Annotated in this window: 16 protein-coding genes and 1 tRNA gene; 12 read left to right on the top strand and 5 right to left on the bottom strand. The window is 66.2% G+C overall.

Going from position 1 to position 15998, the window contains the following annotated elements:
- Positions 1 to 812: pyruvate dehydrogenase E1 component-related protein (locus ABIB51_RS09715; protein ID WP_502916105.1), on the bottom strand; the 812-nt coding region annotated here is incomplete at its 3' end.
- Between the two features lie 397 nt (positions 813 to 1209).
- Here ABIB51_RS09715 and ABIB51_RS09720 point away from each other — a divergent pair.
- The 4 genes from ABIB51_RS09720 to ABIB51_RS09735 all read left to right on the top strand — a co-directional run bounded on the left by ABIB51_RS09720 (position 1210) and on the right by ABIB51_RS09735 (position 3244).
- A complete protein-coding gene (locus ABIB51_RS09720) occupies positions 1210 to 1629 on the top strand; it encodes a DUF3052 domain-containing protein (protein ID WP_354187744.1) in 420 nt (139 codons plus the stop codon).
- Positions 1626 to 2120: a peroxiredoxin gene (locus tag ABIB51_RS09725; protein WP_354187745.1), complete on the top strand. Its 495-nt coding sequence runs from the start codon at positions 1626 to 1628 to the stop codon at positions 2118 to 2120. The genes ABIB51_RS09720 and ABIB51_RS09725 overlap by 4 nt, the downstream gene beginning before the upstream one ends.
- 31 nt (positions 2121 to 2151) lie before the next feature.
- A complete protein-coding gene (locus tag ABIB51_RS09730; protein WP_502916106.1) occupies positions 2152 to 3045 on the top strand; it encodes an NAD-dependent protein deacetylase in 894 nt (297 codons plus the stop codon).
- Positions 3046 to 3171: 126 nt separating this feature from the next.
- Positions 3172 to 3244: transfer RNA gene (locus tag ABIB51_RS09735), tRNA-Val, on the top strand.
- Between the two features lie 129 nt (positions 3245 to 3373).
- Here ABIB51_RS09735 and ABIB51_RS09740 read toward each other — a convergent pair.
- The 3 genes from ABIB51_RS09740 to ABIB51_RS09750 form a co-directional block, all read right to left on the bottom strand.
- Entirely contained in the window at positions 3374 to 3778 is a 405-nt protein-coding gene (locus tag ABIB51_RS09740; RefSeq protein ID WP_354187747.1) for a hypothetical protein, read from the bottom strand.
- A gap of 528 nt (positions 3779 to 4306) precedes the next feature.
- The gene (locus tag ABIB51_RS09745; protein ID WP_354187748.1) at positions 4307 to 4645 is read right to left on the bottom strand and encodes a hypothetical protein; all 339 of its coding nucleotides are present in this window, start codon (positions 4643 to 4645) and stop codon (positions 4307 to 4309) included.
- Between the two features lie 1064 nt (positions 4646 to 5709).
- The gene (locus ABIB51_RS09750; RefSeq protein WP_354187749.1) at positions 5710 to 6213 is read right to left on the bottom strand and encodes a hypothetical protein; all 504 of its coding nucleotides are present in this window, start codon (positions 6211 to 6213) and stop codon (positions 5710 to 5712) included.
- Between the two features lie 301 nt (positions 6214 to 6514).
- Here ABIB51_RS09750 and ABIB51_RS09755 point away from each other — a divergent pair, with 301 nt between their 5' ends.
- From ABIB51_RS09755 to ABIB51_RS09775, 5 genes are all read left to right on the top strand, one after another.
- Entirely contained in the window at positions 6515 to 7783 is a 1269-nt protein-coding gene (locus ABIB51_RS09755) for a DUF222 domain-containing protein (protein ID WP_354187750.1), read from the top strand.
- An 81-nt stretch (positions 7784 to 7864) separates the two neighbouring features.
- Positions 7865 to 8155 carry a hypothetical protein gene (locus ABIB51_RS09760; protein ID WP_354187751.1) on the top strand — a complete coding sequence of 97 codons (291 nt, stop codon included), beginning with the start codon at positions 7865 to 7867 and terminating at the stop codon, positions 8153 to 8155.
- A 326-nt stretch (positions 8156 to 8481) separates the two neighbouring features.
- Complete coding sequence (locus ABIB51_RS09765; RefSeq protein WP_354187752.1) at positions 8482 to 9312, top strand: fumarylacetoacetate hydrolase family protein; 831 nt, start codon at positions 8482 to 8484, stop codon at positions 9310 to 9312.
- Positions 9313 to 9480: 168 nt separating this feature from the next.
- Positions 9481 to 10278, top strand: a complete 798-nt coding sequence (locus tag ABIB51_RS09770) for an IclR family transcriptional regulator (protein WP_354187753.1) — start codon at positions 9481 to 9483, stop codon at positions 10276 to 10278.
- A 163-nt stretch (positions 10279 to 10441) separates the two neighbouring features.
- The gene (locus ABIB51_RS09775) at positions 10442 to 11797 is read left to right on the top strand and encodes an MFS transporter (RefSeq protein ID WP_502916107.1); all 1356 of its coding nucleotides are present in this window, start codon (positions 10442 to 10444) and stop codon (positions 11795 to 11797) included.
- Between the two features lie 252 nt (positions 11798 to 12049).
- On the opposite strand, the gene ABIB51_RS09780 is transcribed toward ABIB51_RS09775, so the two are convergent.
- The gene (locus ABIB51_RS09780) at positions 12050 to 13114 is read right to left on the bottom strand and encodes a D-2-hydroxyacid dehydrogenase (protein WP_354187755.1); all 1065 of its coding nucleotides are present in this window, start codon (positions 13112 to 13114) and stop codon (positions 12050 to 12052) included.
- Between the two features lie 69 nt (positions 13115 to 13183).
- Between ABIB51_RS09780 and ABIB51_RS09785 the strand changes: the two genes are divergently transcribed.
- The 3 genes from ABIB51_RS09785 to ABIB51_RS09795 are packed head-to-tail and all read left to right on the top strand — an operon-like array spanning position 13184 to position 15958.
- Positions 13184 to 14107 (top strand): NAD(P)-dependent oxidoreductase, encoded by a 924-nt coding sequence (locus ABIB51_RS09785; RefSeq protein WP_354187919.1) that lies wholly within the window; start codon positions 13184 to 13186, stop codon positions 14105 to 14107.
- A gap of 13 nt (positions 14108 to 14120) precedes the next feature.
- The gene (locus ABIB51_RS09790) at positions 14121 to 14891 is read left to right on the top strand and encodes an SDR family oxidoreductase (RefSeq protein WP_354187756.1); all 771 of its coding nucleotides are present in this window, start codon (positions 14121 to 14123) and stop codon (positions 14889 to 14891) included.
- Positions 14891 to 15958: an L-idonate 5-dehydrogenase gene (locus ABIB51_RS09795; protein ID WP_354187757.1), complete on the top strand. Its 1068-nt coding sequence runs from the start codon at positions 14891 to 14893 to the stop codon at positions 15956 to 15958. Before ABIB51_RS09790 ends, ABIB51_RS09795 begins: the two co-directional genes overlap by 1 nt.
- Positions 15959 to 15998: the final 40 nt, after the last annotated feature.

Here is a 15998-nt window from a genome sequence, read left to right on the forward strand (position 1 = left end):
TCGTTCGCGGCGAGCTGGAGCAGGCCGCGGGACTCGGGCTCGTCCATTTCGCCGTCGCCCAGGAACGCCCAGACCTGCTGGTCCGAGGTGTCCTTGAGGCCGCGGTTCGCCAGGTAGCGGTTCGACTGCGCCTGGTAGATCGCGTTCATCGGGCCGATGCCCATGGAGACCGTGGGGAATTCCCAGAACTCCGGCATGAGGCGCGGGTGCGGGTAGGAGGAAAGGGCATGCCCTTCCTTGGACTTCTCCTGCCGGAAGCCGTCCATGTCCTCTTCGCTCAGCCGGCCTTCCATGAAGGCGCGTGCGTACATGCCGGGGGAGGCGTGGCCCTGGAAGAAGACCTGGTCCCCGCCGCCGGGGTGGTCCTTGCCGCGGAAGAAGTGGTTGAACCCGACTTCGTAGAGTGTTGCGGCACCGGCGTAGGTGGAGATGTGGCCGCCGACGCCGATATCCGCGCGCTGGGCCCGGTGCACCATGACCGCGGCGTTCCAGCGCAGCCACGCCCGGTACTTGCGTTCGATTTCCTCATCGCCGGGGAAGGGCGCTTCCTGGTCCACCGGGATCGTGTTGACGTAGTCCGTGGTGGTGACCATCGGAACGCCGACGCTCTGTGCGCCCGCCCGCTGGAGCAGACTGCGCATAATGTACTGGGCACGTTCCGTGCCCTGTTCCTGAATCAGGGTATCCAGGGACTCCAGCCATTCGGCGGTCTCTTCCGGATCACGATCAGGCAGCTGGTTTGTCAACCCGCTGAGGATATGGGAGGTATCTTCTCCTGCAGCCACGTCCAACCTCTCTTTGAGCGCATTCATCGGCACCCTCAGCTCCGGCAGGGTAACTGCCTGGCGTGAACGCGACGTGTGCGACATATCGGTTACAACAGCCCGGTCATGTGCGCCGGGCAAGGTCCAATCACAACTAAGCCTGCCTGTATCAGCGGGGCGTTCGCCCTCGCAGGCGTAGTCGTCATCAGCCACTCTAGCCGTGAGTGCAGAGGGATGCGTAGCCGTCGGGTGGGGGCCACGTCGTATTTCACGGGCATACTGGTTGTGTGACGAAGCGCCGCCCAGCGGCCTCCGGATTGCCGTGTGTGACGCAGAATATGGCGGATCGCGCAGCCAACAGCTTGAAGCGCAGGCTCAAAGGGTGTTGGCTTGGAGTAATGGAAATCACTAGGTTCATTGAAATCACTACGCATAGGAGCAACACGTGAGCGAGGCCGACGCCGCCACTTCGGTAAATGTGGCGGAAAAACTGGGTTTCAAAACCGGGGATCTGATTCAGGAATTCGGTTATGACGACGACGTCGACTTCGACTTGCGTGACGATATCGAAGACCTCACTGGCTCGGAACTCTTTGATGAGGACGACCACGAAGTAGTCGATGCGGCCATTCTTTGGTGGAGGTCCGGCGACGGAGACCTCGTTGACACCCTCGTCGACTCGCTGACCACTCTCACTGAGGGTGGCGTTGTCTGGGTCCTGACGCCGAAGTCCGGCCGGGACGGTTACGTGTCCCCGGCTGACATCCAGGATGCGGCCCCCACAGCCGGTCTCCACGTCACCACCTCCGCCGGCGTCTCCCGGGACTGGAGCGCCACCCGGCTGGTCACGCGGAAGAACAAGTGACCTCAGCAAGCGTCACGGTTGCCGGAACCGTGCCCGCCGTCGGCGAGCCTGCTCCCGACTTCGAGCTGGTTAACCAGTTCGGCGAACCGGTCACGCTTACCGGCCTGCGGGGCCGGACAGCCGTTCTGGTGTTTTTCCCGTTCGCATTTTCCGGCATCTGCACAGGCGAGCTCTGCGAAATCCGCGACAACCTGGCTCTCTTCGAGGACGCCGACGCCGTTGTGGTGGGCATCTCGGTGGACAGCAAGTTCTCCCAGCGGGCCTATGCAGAGAAGGAGGGTTACACCTTTGACCTCCTCGCCGACTTCTGGCCGCACGGCGACGCCGCCACCAGGTACGGGGTGTTCGACCCCGAAAGCGGGATGGCCAGGCGCGGCACCTTCATCATCGATGCGAGCGGCATCGTTCGCTATGTGGTGGTGAACCCGCGCGGCCAGGCCAGGGACTTTGCCGAATACCGCGCAGCCCTGGCGGGACTCGCCGGGAGTTGACCCGGTGAGGCAGCGGCGACCCGGGATCGGCATGACTGGCTTCGCCAGCCTGCCGCCCGTCGCCGCTGCCGATCCCGCCCGGGACGAACTCGAAGTATTGCGGGAGATCCGGAGCATCCTGGCTGGACGCCGTTTCGCGTTATTGACCGGCGCCGGCCTCAGCACTGACTCCGGAATACCCGATTACCGCGGACCTGGCGCAGCACCCCGGGCTCCTATGACGTACCAGGAGTTCATCGGCGAAGCAGACAACCGACGGCGCTACTGGGCCCGCAACCACATCGGCTGGTCGCATCTGCGGCGCGCCGACCCCAACGGCGGCCATACCGCCGTCGCCCGGCTGGAACACCGCGGGCTGCTGACCGGACTCATCACGCAGAATGTGGATCGTCTCCATGAGGACGCCGGCAGCATCAATGTTGTGGACCTGCACGGTCGCTTCGACCAGGCGGTCTGTCTGGACTGCCACCGCCGATACAGCCGGAAGCTGCTGGCCGGCGTCCTGGAGGAGCTGAACCCCGGCTTCCTGGAACGGGCCATGGCGGCCGGCGTGGTGGAGATGGCGCCCGACGCCGACGCCACCGTGGAGGACTCCGGCCTGATCGAAACCTTTGTTGTGGCGCGCTGCCCGGCCTGCGGCGGAACCCTTAAGCCGGACTTCGTGTACTTCGGCGAAAACGTCCCCAAGGACCGGGTGGAACGCTCTTACGCCATGGTGGATGAGGCGGGCGCGCTGGTGGTGGCCGGCTCTTCGCTGACGGTGATGAGCGGGCTGCGCTTCGTCCGGCACGCGTCCAAGCACGGCAAGCCCGTCGTCATCATCAACAGGGGGCAGACCCGCGGCGATACGCTCGCCACCATCAAGCTCGATGCCGGGGTCAGCGAGTCGCTGACCTGGCTGGCCGACGAGCTTCCGCCGCTCTGAACCGCTCCTGGCTGATGCGGGGGTGGTTCATGGCGGTTCGAACTGGTTCGATTGGCGTTCCTCGTCCTGCATCCGGTACAGTAACTGTTCGTTGGTTGAAGCGCTGAAGCGCCAAAACCGAGGTTTGGGTCTTTAGCTCAGCTGGTAGAGCGCCACGTTTACACCGTGGATGTCATCGGTTCGATCCCGGTAGGACCCACCGTGTTACGCAGCCCCGTCACTTCGGATATTCCCCGGAGTGGCGGGGTTTTTGTGTGATCCCGGGCGTGTCGAGTTCCGCAAACTTCTTGAGCATTGTTCCTTCGAGATCCGTAGAGTTACAGTCAGGTCAAAGGGCCTGCGGGAGCTGAAGCTCCCTAGAATCTCCCCGGCTGCTCAAGCCGGCAGGAAGCCTGGGGGGCCGGCTGCCCCACCGGACCGTGCGGAGGTGTTCGGGGCATCGCCGGTATTCTTCGATGTCCCATTCGGAGTCGGTGACGCGGCGGACGTCGCCTGCCGGGACCCATGCCCAGTGCGAGTGGTCGTTATCGTCCCGCCAGGCCACGAGGACATGGGATGGGTTCCAGCGTTCGGCATGGGCGTATACATCGAGGGTTCCGCCGCCGGCCAGTGGGACTGATGCCATCACCTTCGGGTACTTGCCGTACGTCCATGAGTGGGTATCGTCCGGCCCGTGGTCCGGGTCAGGCATGAGGTACTCGTGTGTCACGCCGTCGAGGGTGAAGGATGCCATGGCTCAATGGTAGCTAGACGGCTAAACGCCCGCCTCGGCGTGGATCCGCGCGGTCCCGGCTTCAAGTCCGGGATCATCAGGCGGAAGCCGCAGGGGCACGCCAGTACCCGCATTTCGATGTACACGGTTGATGTTTTCCCAGACTCGGCCTCGCCGGGGGCCGGGCCATCGATCCGAACTTCGCCTACTGCGATTTGTTGCATGGACTGGCCGCAGTGGGTGTGCTGGCCGCTGGATGACGACATCGTTTCGTCCCGCCGCGAGGTTCGAGATCCCGATGAACTGGCTGACGTTGGCCAGCTGTTGATAGGACAGCCCGCAAGCGGTGCAGGTCTAGAAAACCTCCATCGTGCCCTTGGAGACTGGCCGTTGGGGCACGATGGAAGTGATGAGCAGTTGGCTGTAGGTGCCGCAGTGGAGGCACGAGATTGGGTGCTCCCGCGGGTCCGGGCCGACGGGTTTGCGACGTTCTGGGTTGTTCGACATGACTATGTTTGCTAACGCGGTGAGACACCAGGCCGAAGAGGTTTATTGCGGCTGCGGCGCGGCACTGTCGGGGTCCTCCGGAGGATTGACTCCGGTGGAGTCGCGGGGGGAGGACTCACCCGTCGGCCGGGCCGCCTGCGTCGGGTCCGTTCCGGTCTCTTCCCGTCCGGGCTCCGAGCCCTCCTGCTTGACGACGTCCTCGCCGCGGCGGGTGGTGCTTTCGCCGACGCCTTCGGGCGCCATCACGGCGTCCCTCGGGGTCTCATCAGACCCTGGCTGCGCGGGCTCCTTGAGCGGCGGCTCGCTACCGAAGGCGCGAGCTGTACCGGGGGCAGTTCCCTCTTCGCGGTCGGGCGCATCGGACGGATTCGTTGGTGACATCGTTTCCTCCTCGTTCTGATTGTGGCGGGTGCCCGGTTGGTGCCCGGGGCGTGTCGGCGGCCCGGGATGGCGGGCACACGAACTAAAAGCTGGTCGGATCCATGCGCAATCGGGTTCACCTTTGAATGTACGCACGGCCTCAAACGCTGTCCAGAGGATGACAGTCGGCGTCCGGGGCGCAACGTCGAGCCGAAGCGGCCGACTGCCGCGAGGGTCGGTGCCGGGACGGGGCTTTTCATCCCGCCCGCCGGTCGTAAGATGTGTGCCATGCAGTCGACTCTCGTGTGCCCCGAATGCTTCCACGGATGGTCTGCTCCCAAGACGCCACGGCTAAGGATGCTGCGTGGGCTCGGTCCGGCGCCGGCTCACAAATGCCTGGAGGTGATCGAGGCTGAGGAATCCGTCGGCGGAGTGGGCGGCCCCTGCTGGTGCCCAAACGACTTTCACCGGCAGAATCGTCCTGGCGGAGACCAAAACGCCCCCGCACCGGTCCGGGCGGAATGGTGAGGGGGCGATCCGGTAGACCGTCCCGCCGGCGACTTGGGTAGTGCAACCAGGCTTGGATAGGATCCACGCTTGGATAGGACAGCCAGCAGAACGCTTTAAGGTAGGACCGCTGCGACAACAAAGTCAATGGCACGCTGCAAGTCGCCAGCGTGCGGGGGTCGGTAAATTCAAGTCGAATGACGGGCTGACGACAAAGGGCTCCGAGGATGCGAAACCCCCGCGGCGGGTTCAGTGACGTCGGGGGGTTTCAGCTGCCCGGTCGCAGCTGGGGAGAGGCGACCGGACATGTCCACGGTACGTCTGGCATGGGTGCCGGTCAGTCAGTTTTGCTAAGGCCCGTCCTCCGCGACCGTACCTGACCTGGGTGCGCCAAAAATGCCCCCGCCATCGTCGTTGAGGCGACGGGTGCGGGGGCATTCTCTTAGGACGTCCCGCCCACATTGGGGGTAGGGCAGGACGGGCCCAACGTCGGTCCGAAGGGGTTTAAAAGTCAAGTCCGGCTATTGCGGGCCTCGCACCCGCCGCTTGGGCTTGCAAAAGGATGTGGCCCGGGGCAACTAAAAGTCGGGGGGCGGACCAAATCCCTTCCGGTCTCCGGAAGCCACGAAAGCGCCCCACCCCGTGAAGGGTGGGGCGCTTTCTTCTTTAGTCGGCTCCGTCCGGGTGAACCAGCGGAGCAGACGGTACTTCCGCAGCCGCTCGGTGACCGCGGGGCGGCTAGGTCGCGCTCCCGGCCGCGGATGAATCTCGTCCATGTCCTCAAGCACGTCGCGGATGGAGACCCCTTCGGCGCCCGCTGATATGTGAGCCGCACGGAACATGAAGGCAGCCACCACGAGACCTGAGATCCCTATGGCGAGGATGGCCGGCCACACCCAGGCGAAGTCCGGCCGCTGGTCGGGGGGAAGTACGCGGTATGCAGGCTCCCAGGACATCGCGCTGAATACCGCAGACACCGCTACGCCGATGCAGGCCCAGCCGAAGGCCGCGAATTCCCTTCGATGCTTCTGCGCTGAATCGATCCTTCTGCGAATTCTTGCCCAGTCTTTTTCGCGCACCATAAACGTCTCCTCCTTCGGCATGGCCAGACAACTGCCGGGGGCGGAGGGTCGTGGATGACCGGCTGGCGGGAGGGCCCCGGCGGCTGGGAAACCGGCGGGGACCCTCTGCGGCCGGGGATGTAACTACGCATCCCTCCATCAGCGCGGTGTCAGTGCCCAAAGCCACATCAGTGACTGCAGACGGGGCGGTCGTGGCGGTGCCGGTGCCGGCGAGGCGAAGCGCCGGATTGGCGGCCTCGGCTGACGTGTCGGCGGTGGTGGATGACGGGTACCGGAACACCGAGGATTCCTGCGGGCGAGGTTGCGGATCGGGGCGCCGGAGGCGAAGCGCCGGCTCTGCCTGGCCCGGGGACTGCTGCCCCGGCCGGGACTCACCGGTGCGTCCCAGCCCCCGGCCCACCCGGAACTCGGCGCCGCCGTGGCCGCCGGGGAAATCGCGTCCCGCTCCGCCTCGATCATCACCGCGGCCCTGGACCGGGTCCGGCACCTCTGCGACGAGGCCACCGCCGCCCGGATGGAACACACCCTGACCCGCACCGCGGCCGAGCACGACCCGGACTTCCTGGCCCGCGTCGCCCGCGGCTGGACCGAGGCCCTGGACACGGACGGCGCCGAACCGTCCGAGGAAGTCCTCCGCCGGATCCAGGGCGCCTTCATCCGCCCGCCCCGCCACGGCCTCCAGCACCTCGAGATCTACGCGACGCCCGAACAGTTCGAACACCTCCTGACCGTCATGAACACCGCCACCAACCCCCGCACCACCACCGCCACCGCCGGAACACGTGACGGGTCTGGTGCGGACGGTGAGGTCTCCGGGCACAGCCCTGCCGCCGATGCGCCAGAGGAGCCCGGGCTGCCGGTCCTGGATCTCCGCTCCCGGCCGCAGAAGCTGCTCGACGGCCTGGTCGGCGCCTGCAAGGTCGCCCTCGCCGCCGGAGGCCTGCCCGCCGCGGGCGGACTGCGCCCGCAGATCATGGCCACCATCGACCACCGCGACCTGCTCACCCGCCTCCAGGACCCATCCGGCACCACCGGCGCCGCACCAGATCCCGCAGAACCGGCCGATCCCGCAGATCCGGCAGGTACCGCGACTTCGGGAATCCGTCAGTCACCCCGCCGGCCGGGCGCGGGGACCGGGTCGCTGCTGTTCACCGGACCCGTCACCGCCGCCACCATCCGCAAGATCGCCTGCGACGCGGACATCATCCCGGTCCTGCTCGGCGGCGACGGCCAGGTCCTGGACATCGGCCGGGCCTCCCGGGTCTTCCCGCCGCACCTCCGCAAAGCCCTCACCGCCCGCGACCAGGGCTGCGCCTTCCCCGGCTGCACCATCCCCGCACCCTGGTGCGAAGCCCACCACATCGCCTACTGGTCCCGCGGCGGCACCACCGGCACCGAGAACGGAACCCTGCTCTGCTCCCACCACCACCATCTGATCCACAAAGAACACTGGACCATCCAACTCAAAACCGGGATCCCCTGGTTCAGCCCGCCACCACACCTGGACCCCCAACAACACCCCCGCCGCAACCACTACTTCCACCCCGCACACCCAGAACCATCCGTATAGCCGCGGCGCCCGGATGGCCGCCTCGCCAGCCCCACAACCGGCCCATCAATAACGTCGCAGCCCGGCCCTAATGTTGTGGGCATGGAACACGTGATGGTGAGGACGGGCCCGGATGGAAGGCCCCTGGCCGTGGTCCGCGGCGGCCGCGAATGGACGGTCGGGGCCGAGCCCGTCCGCTGGTTTGAGCGGGTGAGCTGGTGGGAGGCGGAGCGGCGGATGCCGAAGGGCCTGAGCCGCGTGGACGTGGAAGTCTGGCAAGTCCAGGCACGGTTGGGCCGCAATCACGGATCGGCCCTGACCACCATGGAACTGCTTCGGGACGGACTCGGCGGCGGCTGGAGACTGCGCGAATCGATAGCGGACGCGGCCTAGCCGGAAACATGACGGCGCGACTGACTCAGACATCCTCGGGGCAATGGGACGCGTGCTCCGGCGGATCCGGGACACGTGCTCCGGAGGACGGATCTAACACGGGGAATCCGGGCATGGAAAAGCCTTCCACCGCGACTATTGGGGGATGCCGCGGTGGAAGGCTTGTAACGAATATACCGTGATTGAACCGAAATGGGAAATATGTCGAGGTGCCTCACGAGTGCCGGAACTGCGGCGCACAAGGGCACAAAGTCCCTGACTTCGGCATCCGCACCCCGGCCTGGCACATTCCACCCCCGCTCCGGCCGGGCACCTAGGATGTCTTGATGACCACCACGAGTGCCCGCCGAATTGCCCGAGTCCGCCCCGTCTCCCATGTGTCCGAGGCCGAGCACTTTTTTGTCACCAACGATGCCCCGGACTTTGAAAGCGAATCAGGAAGGGTGTGGACGGTGACCACCACGCCGTTCCCCGGGTCGTTGGCAAACTCAGCCAGCGCACCCCGCGCCGGTTGGGAGATCGGTGCCCATGTTGAAGAAAGCACATTCACCTTCCTGGCGCCAAGCGCTCCCGCCAATGTCCTGGGCATGGCGCACAACACGGGCCAGGCGGGCCGAAATCTTCCTCCGCAGGCCTTCCACAAGGCTGCGACCAGCGTGGTAGGTCCGGGGGAGGCAATACAGCTGGGTCCCCGAGTGGGCCACGTTGACCCGGAAGCGGAACTGACAATCGTCGTCGGAAGCAGAGCCCGCGGACTGACACTCCGCAACGCCCGGACGGCCATTCTGGGATTCACTATCGGAAACGACGTCTCCGCCAGGGACCTGCAGAAATCCGACGAGTTGTGGATCAGCGCCAAGAGCCAGGACACGTTCACTCCGGTGGGGCCCTGGATCGTCACCGATCTCGACGATGCCGACCTGGCGATCGGCATCAACCACAACGGGACACATCTCAAGGCGGCCAGTTCGGCGGATCTCGGCTGGAATGTGGAGGAAATCCTGGTCTACCTGACTTCGTTCATGACCCTTCACCCCGGGGATCTGGTGCTCACCGGCTTCCCCGCCGAGTGTGCGCGCATCGCGCCGGGCGACACTGTAACCTGCCTCGTTCAGGGGATCGGCGAGCTGACGAATCCCGTGGTGGCCGGAGCCTGACCCAATCCGCCGGTGAAAGAGGCTATCCCGCCGTTTCTCCCACCCTCAGGGCGCGCTCAGGGCGCGCGCTTTTCGGCACCAGCCATTATGATGGTTAGTGTTCAACGGACTGAACAGCGCCCGAATAGAGGCGCTGGCGAGATGCGCGCAATTACCTGAAGGAGAATCATGGTCGATTCCCGAGTTCCCCGGACCTCCGACGGACTGGGCAGCGCCTCACCCGCACCGGCGGTCATCAGGGCCGCCGCTGTGCTTGACGCGCTGGCTGATTCTGCGACCGGGCGCCTCACGCTCAGTGACCTTGCCAGGGGGCTCGGTATTCCGAAATCTTCAACGTCGAACCTTCTGCTTGCGCTCGAGGAGGCCGGGCTCATCAAGCGCCAAGGCGCCGAGTTCACGCTCGGACGCAAGCTGGTTGAGCTGGGTGCGGCATACCTCAGCCGCCTGGATGAGGTCCAGGAGTTCTATCGGTTCTGCGAACAGGCGCCAACCCTTTCAGGAGAAACGGTCCGCATCGCCATGCTGGACGGCACCAACGTCATCTACCTTGCCCGCTATGAAGGCCACCCCGCCGTCCGCCTCACGTCCAACATCGGCGACAAGATGCCCGTTTCGCTGTGCGCCGTGGGCAAGGCCCTGCTGGCCCGGCTGCATGACCACGACGTCGCCGAGATGTTCCCGGACGACGCCGAACTGCCGGTGCTGACGCCGAAGTCGATTCGCACCGGGGCTGAGCTCAAGGCACAGCTCGCCGTCATCCGGGAGCAGGGCTACGCATTCGAGGACGAGGAATCAACCACGGGGGTTGTCTGCCTGGCCGTCTCCGTGCCGACGCGCGGCGCACACGGCCCCAGCCTGGGCCTCTCAGTCACCGCACTGAAGGCCACCTTCTCGCAGGAACAGGGCGCCATGATGGTCAAAGAACTGAAGGAACTGGCCCGATCCCTCGGCAACCCCATGGGCTAGGGCCGCCGCCGTCACTCCGCCTACAGGGGCGCCCAAATTATAAATCCGATTACACATTGGTTAATCGATCAGCCTGTTGTACGCTGTTCAACATAGTGATCGACTCCTTAGGGGGTTGTTGCTAACCCACCAGGCCAACGGGGGTCTGGAGTGTTCTTGAGGAGTGCTTGTGACAACTCGTACTAATACACCGCTTGCTGATGCGGACGACGCCGTCGTCGATCCGGAGCAACTGCGAAGGGCAACTCTTGCCAGCTCCGTGGGCTCGGCCCTGGAGTACTACGACTTTTACATCTATGGGCTGGCTTCGGCCCTGATCTTCGGACCGCTGTTCTTCAAGCCGCTCGGCGACGACGGAGCATTGATCGCATCGTTCGCCACGTACGGGGTCGGATTTGCGGCCCGGCCGTTCGGCGGAATGATCTTCGGCTACATCGGCGACAAATTCGGCCGCAAGATGGTCCTCATCCTCACCATTGGCCTGATGGGCACCGCAAGCTTCGCCATCGGCCTGCTGCCGACTTTCGAGCAGGCCGGCATGCTGGGCGCCGTCCTCCTGGTGACGCTGCGCATCCTGCAGGGACTGGGCGCCGGAGCAGAGCAGGCAGGCGCCACCACGCTGATTTCCGAAGTCGCGCCGCGCCGCCGTCGTGGTTTCTTCGCCTCGCTCCCGTTCGTCGGGATCCAGCTGGGCACCCTGCTCGGCGCCGGAACCTTTGCCCTGATCGCCATGGCTGACAAGGCCGTCCTTGAAGGCTGGCTCTGGCGGGTACCGTTCCTCTCGAGTGTGCTCCTGATTGCGGTGGCCATCTTCATCCGGCTCCGGCTGAAGGAAACGCCCGTCTTCCAGGAGCTCGAGAAGCACAAGAACGTGGTCAAGAACCCCCTCGGGCAGCTGTGGAAGCACTCCAAGAAGAACGTGCTGATCGGCATCGGCCTGCGGATGGGCGAGAACGGTAATTCCTCGATCTACTCCGCCCTCCTCATCGCCTTCCTGGCGTCAAAAGACGGAATCTTCCCGGGTGACAAGTTCATCGGCCCGGTGGGTCTGCTGATCGCAGCCGGCTTCGCCGCCGTCATGGTGGTCACCTTCGGCGCGTTGTCGGACAGGTTCGGCCGGGTGCCCGTGTACCGCTATGGTGCGCTGTTCCAGGCTCTCTTCGCGCTGCCGGCGTTCTACCTGGTGACGCTGGGCAATGTCACGCTGGTCTGGGTAGTCATGGTGGTGGGCATCGCCCTTGGCGTCCAGTCCATGCTCGGCCCGCAGTGCCCGCTCCTGCCCGAACTCTTCGGCTCGCAGTACCGGTTCACCGGCGTGGCCATGAGCCGCGAACTCTCTGCCGTCCTGGCCGGCGGACTCGTTCCGCTGGTGGGCGCCACGCTCCTGACGGCCACTGATCACTCCTGGCTGGTGCTCGCGATCTACTCCCTGGTCCTCGCCCTCATCTCGTTTGTCACCACGTTCTTCACTCCGGAGACCGTGGGACGCGACCTCCTCCTCACCGAGGACGCAAGCTAGGCGCTCCTGCCGTCCCAGCCCGCGCTCTGCGGAACACTCCAGGCCGTGGCCTCTTCCACTCAGGAAGGGGCCACGGCCGTTTGTGTGACACGGGAAGCGCCTGGCGACGCGCAAAATTCCTGGTGCTACCGGAATGCCCGAGTCGGTGGGCAGTTTGCGCGGCGCCAGGCAGACGGCGTGTCGCCGGACAGCAAAGGGGCGGCCCCGCCGTTTCCGGTGGGGCCGCCCTGGGTGCTTGGTGCGGAGCGGGGCCTAGTAGAAGTGGACCGTGTCCACGAGGTGGGGGAGTTCGCCGCCGTCGAGGAACGTCCGCAGGTTGCTGCAGAAGCGTTCGGCGATCAGCCGGTTTTCAGCAGCGCTGAGGGCGGAGGTGTGCGGGGACACCATCACCTTGGAGTGGTTCCACAGCGGGCTGTCCTGCGGGAGCGGCTCCACGGCGAACACGTCGAGGCACGCATACGAGACCTGCCCGTTGTCGAGAGCCTCCAGCAGCGCCTCCTCGTCCACCACGGTGCCGCGGCCCACGTTCACAAAGACCGTTCCGGGCTTCATGGCCGCGAATACCTCGCGGTTGAAGAGCTTCTCCGTGTACGGCGTGCCGGGAAGGGTGTTGACGACGGCGTCCGCCGCAGCCAGCAGGCCGGCGAGGCCGTCGTTGTCCGTGACGTCCCGGATGCCGTCGATCGGCTCCACGGTCCGCTTGGTGCCGCTGACGGTCATGCCCAGCGCGCGCGCGATCCGTGCTGTCTCGAGGCCGATTTCGCCCAGTCCGGTGACCACCAGGTGTGAGCCGTTGACCAGGCGCGTGGGGGTGCGGAGCTCGGGCCAGTTCCGGACGGCCTGGTCCTGGGCCAGTTCCGCGCTGCGCTTGAAGCCGTTGAAGATTCCCAGGGCGGCGAACTCGGCGAGGGGCAGGGCGTGAACCCCGGCGGAGGTGGTGACCTTGAACTTCTGCAGCGTGGCGGCATCCAGTCCGGACGCCTTCACGGCACCGCCGGCTCCTGCCGCCATGGCATGGATCCACTCCAGGTGGGGATTGCTGCCGGCGATCCTGGCGAGGCCCGCCGGGCTTTCGTTGGGGAGCCCGTAGAGCACCTGCGCCTGGTTGAGCATGGCCCAGTAGCGCTCCTCCTGCTCCGGCGTCCGGCGGAAGCCCGGATCACCCGAGTGGTCCGCGGGAAAGCGCTCCGGCGGCAACAGTTCTGGTTCGTAGAGGACGGTAACGGAAGGATCTACTGCGCGGATGCGCTCCACCAGCTCAGCTTCGAGCGGGACGGCGATCGCGACGGTGGTTTTAGGCGTCATAGTGTTCATCATACTGAATGGAGGTTAGGATATTGAACAGATTTCGAAGATTAGCCACGACGAAGTGAGTACAGCATGGATATGGACCGGAAGGAAGCCGGCTTTGTGGGCCTGGGGTTTATGGGCGCGCCGATGGCAGCAAACCTGCTCAAGGCCGGCTGGGCAGTCACGGCCTGGAACCGCTCGCCGGGGGCGCTAGACGCGTTCGAAGCCCTCGGCGGCGCACGCGTCGCCGACGTAGACGGGCTCCGCGACGCACCGGTCATCATCTTCATGCTCCCGGATCTCTCCTACATCGAAGTCGCAGCCGCGGGACTCCTGGCCAGCTGGTCCGCAAACCCGCCCGCCGCCGGAACCGCCGTGGTCGTAATGAGCAGCGTCTCGCCCTCAGCGGTGAAGGAATTCGGGGCCCATGTGGCCAGGGCGAGCGGCGGGAACGCCGTCGTCGTCGATGCTCCCGTGAGCGGCGGCACGAAAGGTGCCGTGGAAGGGACCCTGGCCATCATGGTGGGGGCCGATAAAGGCGATTTCCAGCGGCTCCTTCCGCTATTCGGGGGGATGGGCAGCACGGTGCGGCGGCTGGGGCCGCTGGGCTCCGGGTCGCTGGCCAAGGCATGCAACCAGCTCATCGTGGGGACCACGACGGCGGCGCTCGCCGAGGCCGCGGAACTCGCCGAACGCTCCGGTATGGACGTCGCGGCCCTCTACGAGGTGCTTGCCGGCGGACTGGCCGGCAGCAGGGTCCTTGACGTTGTCGGCCCGCGGCTCGCCGCGAAGGACTACGAGCCCACCGGACCCGCGAAGTTCATGCACAAGGACCTTTCTTTCGTCCTCGAAAGCGCCGCCGCCGTCCATGCCGCCGTACCGATGGCGGAGGCCGGCGTGGACCTCTATGCGGAACTCAAACGCCAGGGCCTGGGGGAGAAGGACCTCGCCGTCGTGCGGCAGGCAATCTCGAATCTCAGCGGCATCGCCGGATGCAACAAAACAGCCAAGACCCAGTGAGGATCAGCGAACCATGAGTGGACTTTTTGACCTGACAGGCCGGACCGCACTGGTCACCGGCTCCAGCCGGGGGATCGGCAACGCCCTGGCCCGGGCCCTGGCCGACGCCGGCGCCACGGTGGTGCTCAACGGTATCAACCCCGAACGGCTCAAGGCCGCCGAGGCAGCGATGGCCGCGGACTATCCGCCCGGCCGGGTGCACAGCTGCGCCTTCGATGTCACGAAGGACACCGAGGCGGCCCGGGGCGTCACCTGGGTCGAGGAAAACGTGGGACCGCTGGAAATCCTGGTGAACAACGCGGGCATCCAGCACCGCGTCCCCATGCTGGAACTCGACGTCGCCGACTGGGAACGGGTGATCTCCACGGACTTAACCAGCGCCTTCCTGGTCGGGCGCGAGGCGGCCCGGCACATGATCCCGCGCGGCCGGGGCAAGATCATCAACATCTGCTCGGTCCAGACCGACCTCGCCCGGCCCACCATCGCCCCCTACATTGCGGCGAAGGGCGGCCTGCGGAACCTGACCCGGGCCATGACGGCCGAGTGGGCGGGATCGGGCCTGCAGATCAACGGCATCGCACCGGGCTACATCCACACCGAGATGACGCAGAACCTCGTGGACGACGAGCAGTTCAACTCGTGGATCCTGGGCCGGACCCCCGCGCACCGTTGGGGGACCGTGCAGGACCTGGCCGGCCCCGCGGTCTGGCTGGCCTCAGACGGCTCCAATTTCGTCAACGGCCAGACCATCTTCATCGACGGCGGAATGACGGTGGTGGTCTGATGGGCGGTGTAACAGTCCTTCCGGCGACAGCGGCCGCAGTGGTGGCCCACGCCGCGGGTGATCTGCGGATCGAGGACGTTCCCGTGTCCGCACCGGGGCCGGATGAAGCCGTTGTGGACGTGGCGTTCGGCGGCATCTGCGGCTCGGACCTGCACTACTGGCTGCACGGCGCCGCGGGTGAATCGGTGCTGAAGGCGCCGCTGATCCTCGGCCACGAAATTGTCGGCACCATACTCCAGGCCGCCGCGGACGGCACCGGCCCGGCGGCAGGCACCGCCGTCGCCGTGCATCCCGCCACACCGGGTCCGGGCGCCGAACGGTATCCCGAAGACCGCCCGAACCTCTCGCCGGGCTGCACCTACCTGGGCAGTGCCGCACGGTTCCCGCACACCGACGGCGCGTTCAGCCGGTACGCCACCCTGCCCGCCCGGATGCTCCGGCCCCTGCCGGCCGGCCTCAAGCTGAAGACCGCCGCCCTGGTGGAACCGGCCAGTGTCGCCTGGCACGCCGTCTCCCGGGCCGGCGACGTGGCGGGCAAGACGGCCCTCGTGATCGGCAGCGGCCCCATCGGCGCGCTGGCGGTTGCTGTCCTCAAACGCGCGGGCGCGACGCGGATCGTGGCAGTGGACATGCATGCCAGGCCGCTGGAGATTGCCCGCGCCGTCGGCGCGGACGAGGTTCTCAGGGGGGACAACACCGAGGCCATCGCGGCGGTGGCGGCGGACGTCGTCATCGAGTCCTCCGGCAGCCATCATGGCCTGGCGTCGGCGATCAAGGGCGCAGTGCGCGGCGGGAAAGTGGTGATGGTGGGGCTCCTGCCGTCCGGCCCGCAGCCCGTCCTGATCTCGCTGGCGATCACCCGTGAGCTTGAACTGCTGGGCTCTTTCCGCTTCAACGACGAAATCGACGAGGTCATTGGCGCGCTCGCGGACGGATCGCTGTTCGTGGACCCGGTAGTCACCCACACCTTCACCCTGGACCGGGGGCTGGAGGCGTTCGAGGTCGCCAGGAACTCCGCCGAATCCGGAAAGGTGCTGCTGGACTTCAGGCCGGCGCCGGAGCAGTGATTGGCCCCGGCGGAGGCGCTGCCTCCAGAGGCCCACGCAC

This window comes from Arthrobacter sp. UYCu712, assembly GCF_040547005.1.
Lineage (GTDB): Bacteria > Actinomycetota > Actinomycetes > Actinomycetales > Micrococcaceae > Arthrobacter.

Excerpts from the sequence above, each read along its gene's own strand:
- ABIB51_RS09765 (WP_354187752.1), top strand. The coding sequence starts at position 8,482 with ATGACCACCACGAGTGCCCGCCGAATTGCCCGAGTCCGCCCCGTCTCC.
- ABIB51_RS09730 (WP_502916106.1), top strand. The coding sequence starts at position 2,152 with ATGACTGGCTTCGCCAGCCTGCCGCCCGTCGCCGCTGCCGATCCCGCC.
- ABIB51_RS09770 (WP_354187753.1), top strand. The coding sequence starts at position 9,481 with ATGGTCGATTCCCGAGTTCCCCGGACCTCCGACGGACTGGGCAGCGCC.
- ABIB51_RS09795 (WP_354187757.1), top strand. The coding sequence starts at position 14,891 with ATGGGCGGTGTAACAGTCCTTCCGGCGACAGCGGCCGCAGTGGTGGCC.
- ABIB51_RS09785 (WP_354187919.1), top strand. The coding sequence starts at position 13,184 with ATGGACCGGAAGGAAGCCGGCTTTGTGGGCCTGGGGTTTATGGGCGCG.
- ABIB51_RS09790 (WP_354187756.1), top strand. The coding sequence starts at position 14,121 with ATGAGTGGACTTTTTGACCTGACAGGCCGGACCGCACTGGTCACCGGC.
- ABIB51_RS09780 (WP_354187755.1), bottom strand. The coding sequence starts at position 13,114 with ATGATGAACACTATGACGCCTAAAACCACCGTCGCGATCGCCGTCCCG.
- ABIB51_RS09760 (WP_354187751.1), top strand. The coding sequence starts at position 7,865 with ATGGAACACGTGATGGTGAGGACGGGCCCGGATGGAAGGCCCCTGGCC.
- ABIB51_RS09740 (WP_354187747.1), bottom strand. The coding sequence starts at position 3,778 with ATGGCATCCTTCACCCTCGACGGCGTGACACACGAGTACCTCATGCCT.
- ABIB51_RS09745 (WP_354187748.1), bottom strand. The coding sequence starts at position 4,645 with ATGTCACCAACGAATCCGTCCGATGCGCCCGACCGCGAAGAGGGAACT.
- ABIB51_RS09750 (WP_354187749.1), bottom strand. The coding sequence starts at position 6,213 with ATGGTGCGCGAAAAAGACTGGGCAAGAATTCGCAGAAGGATCGATTCA.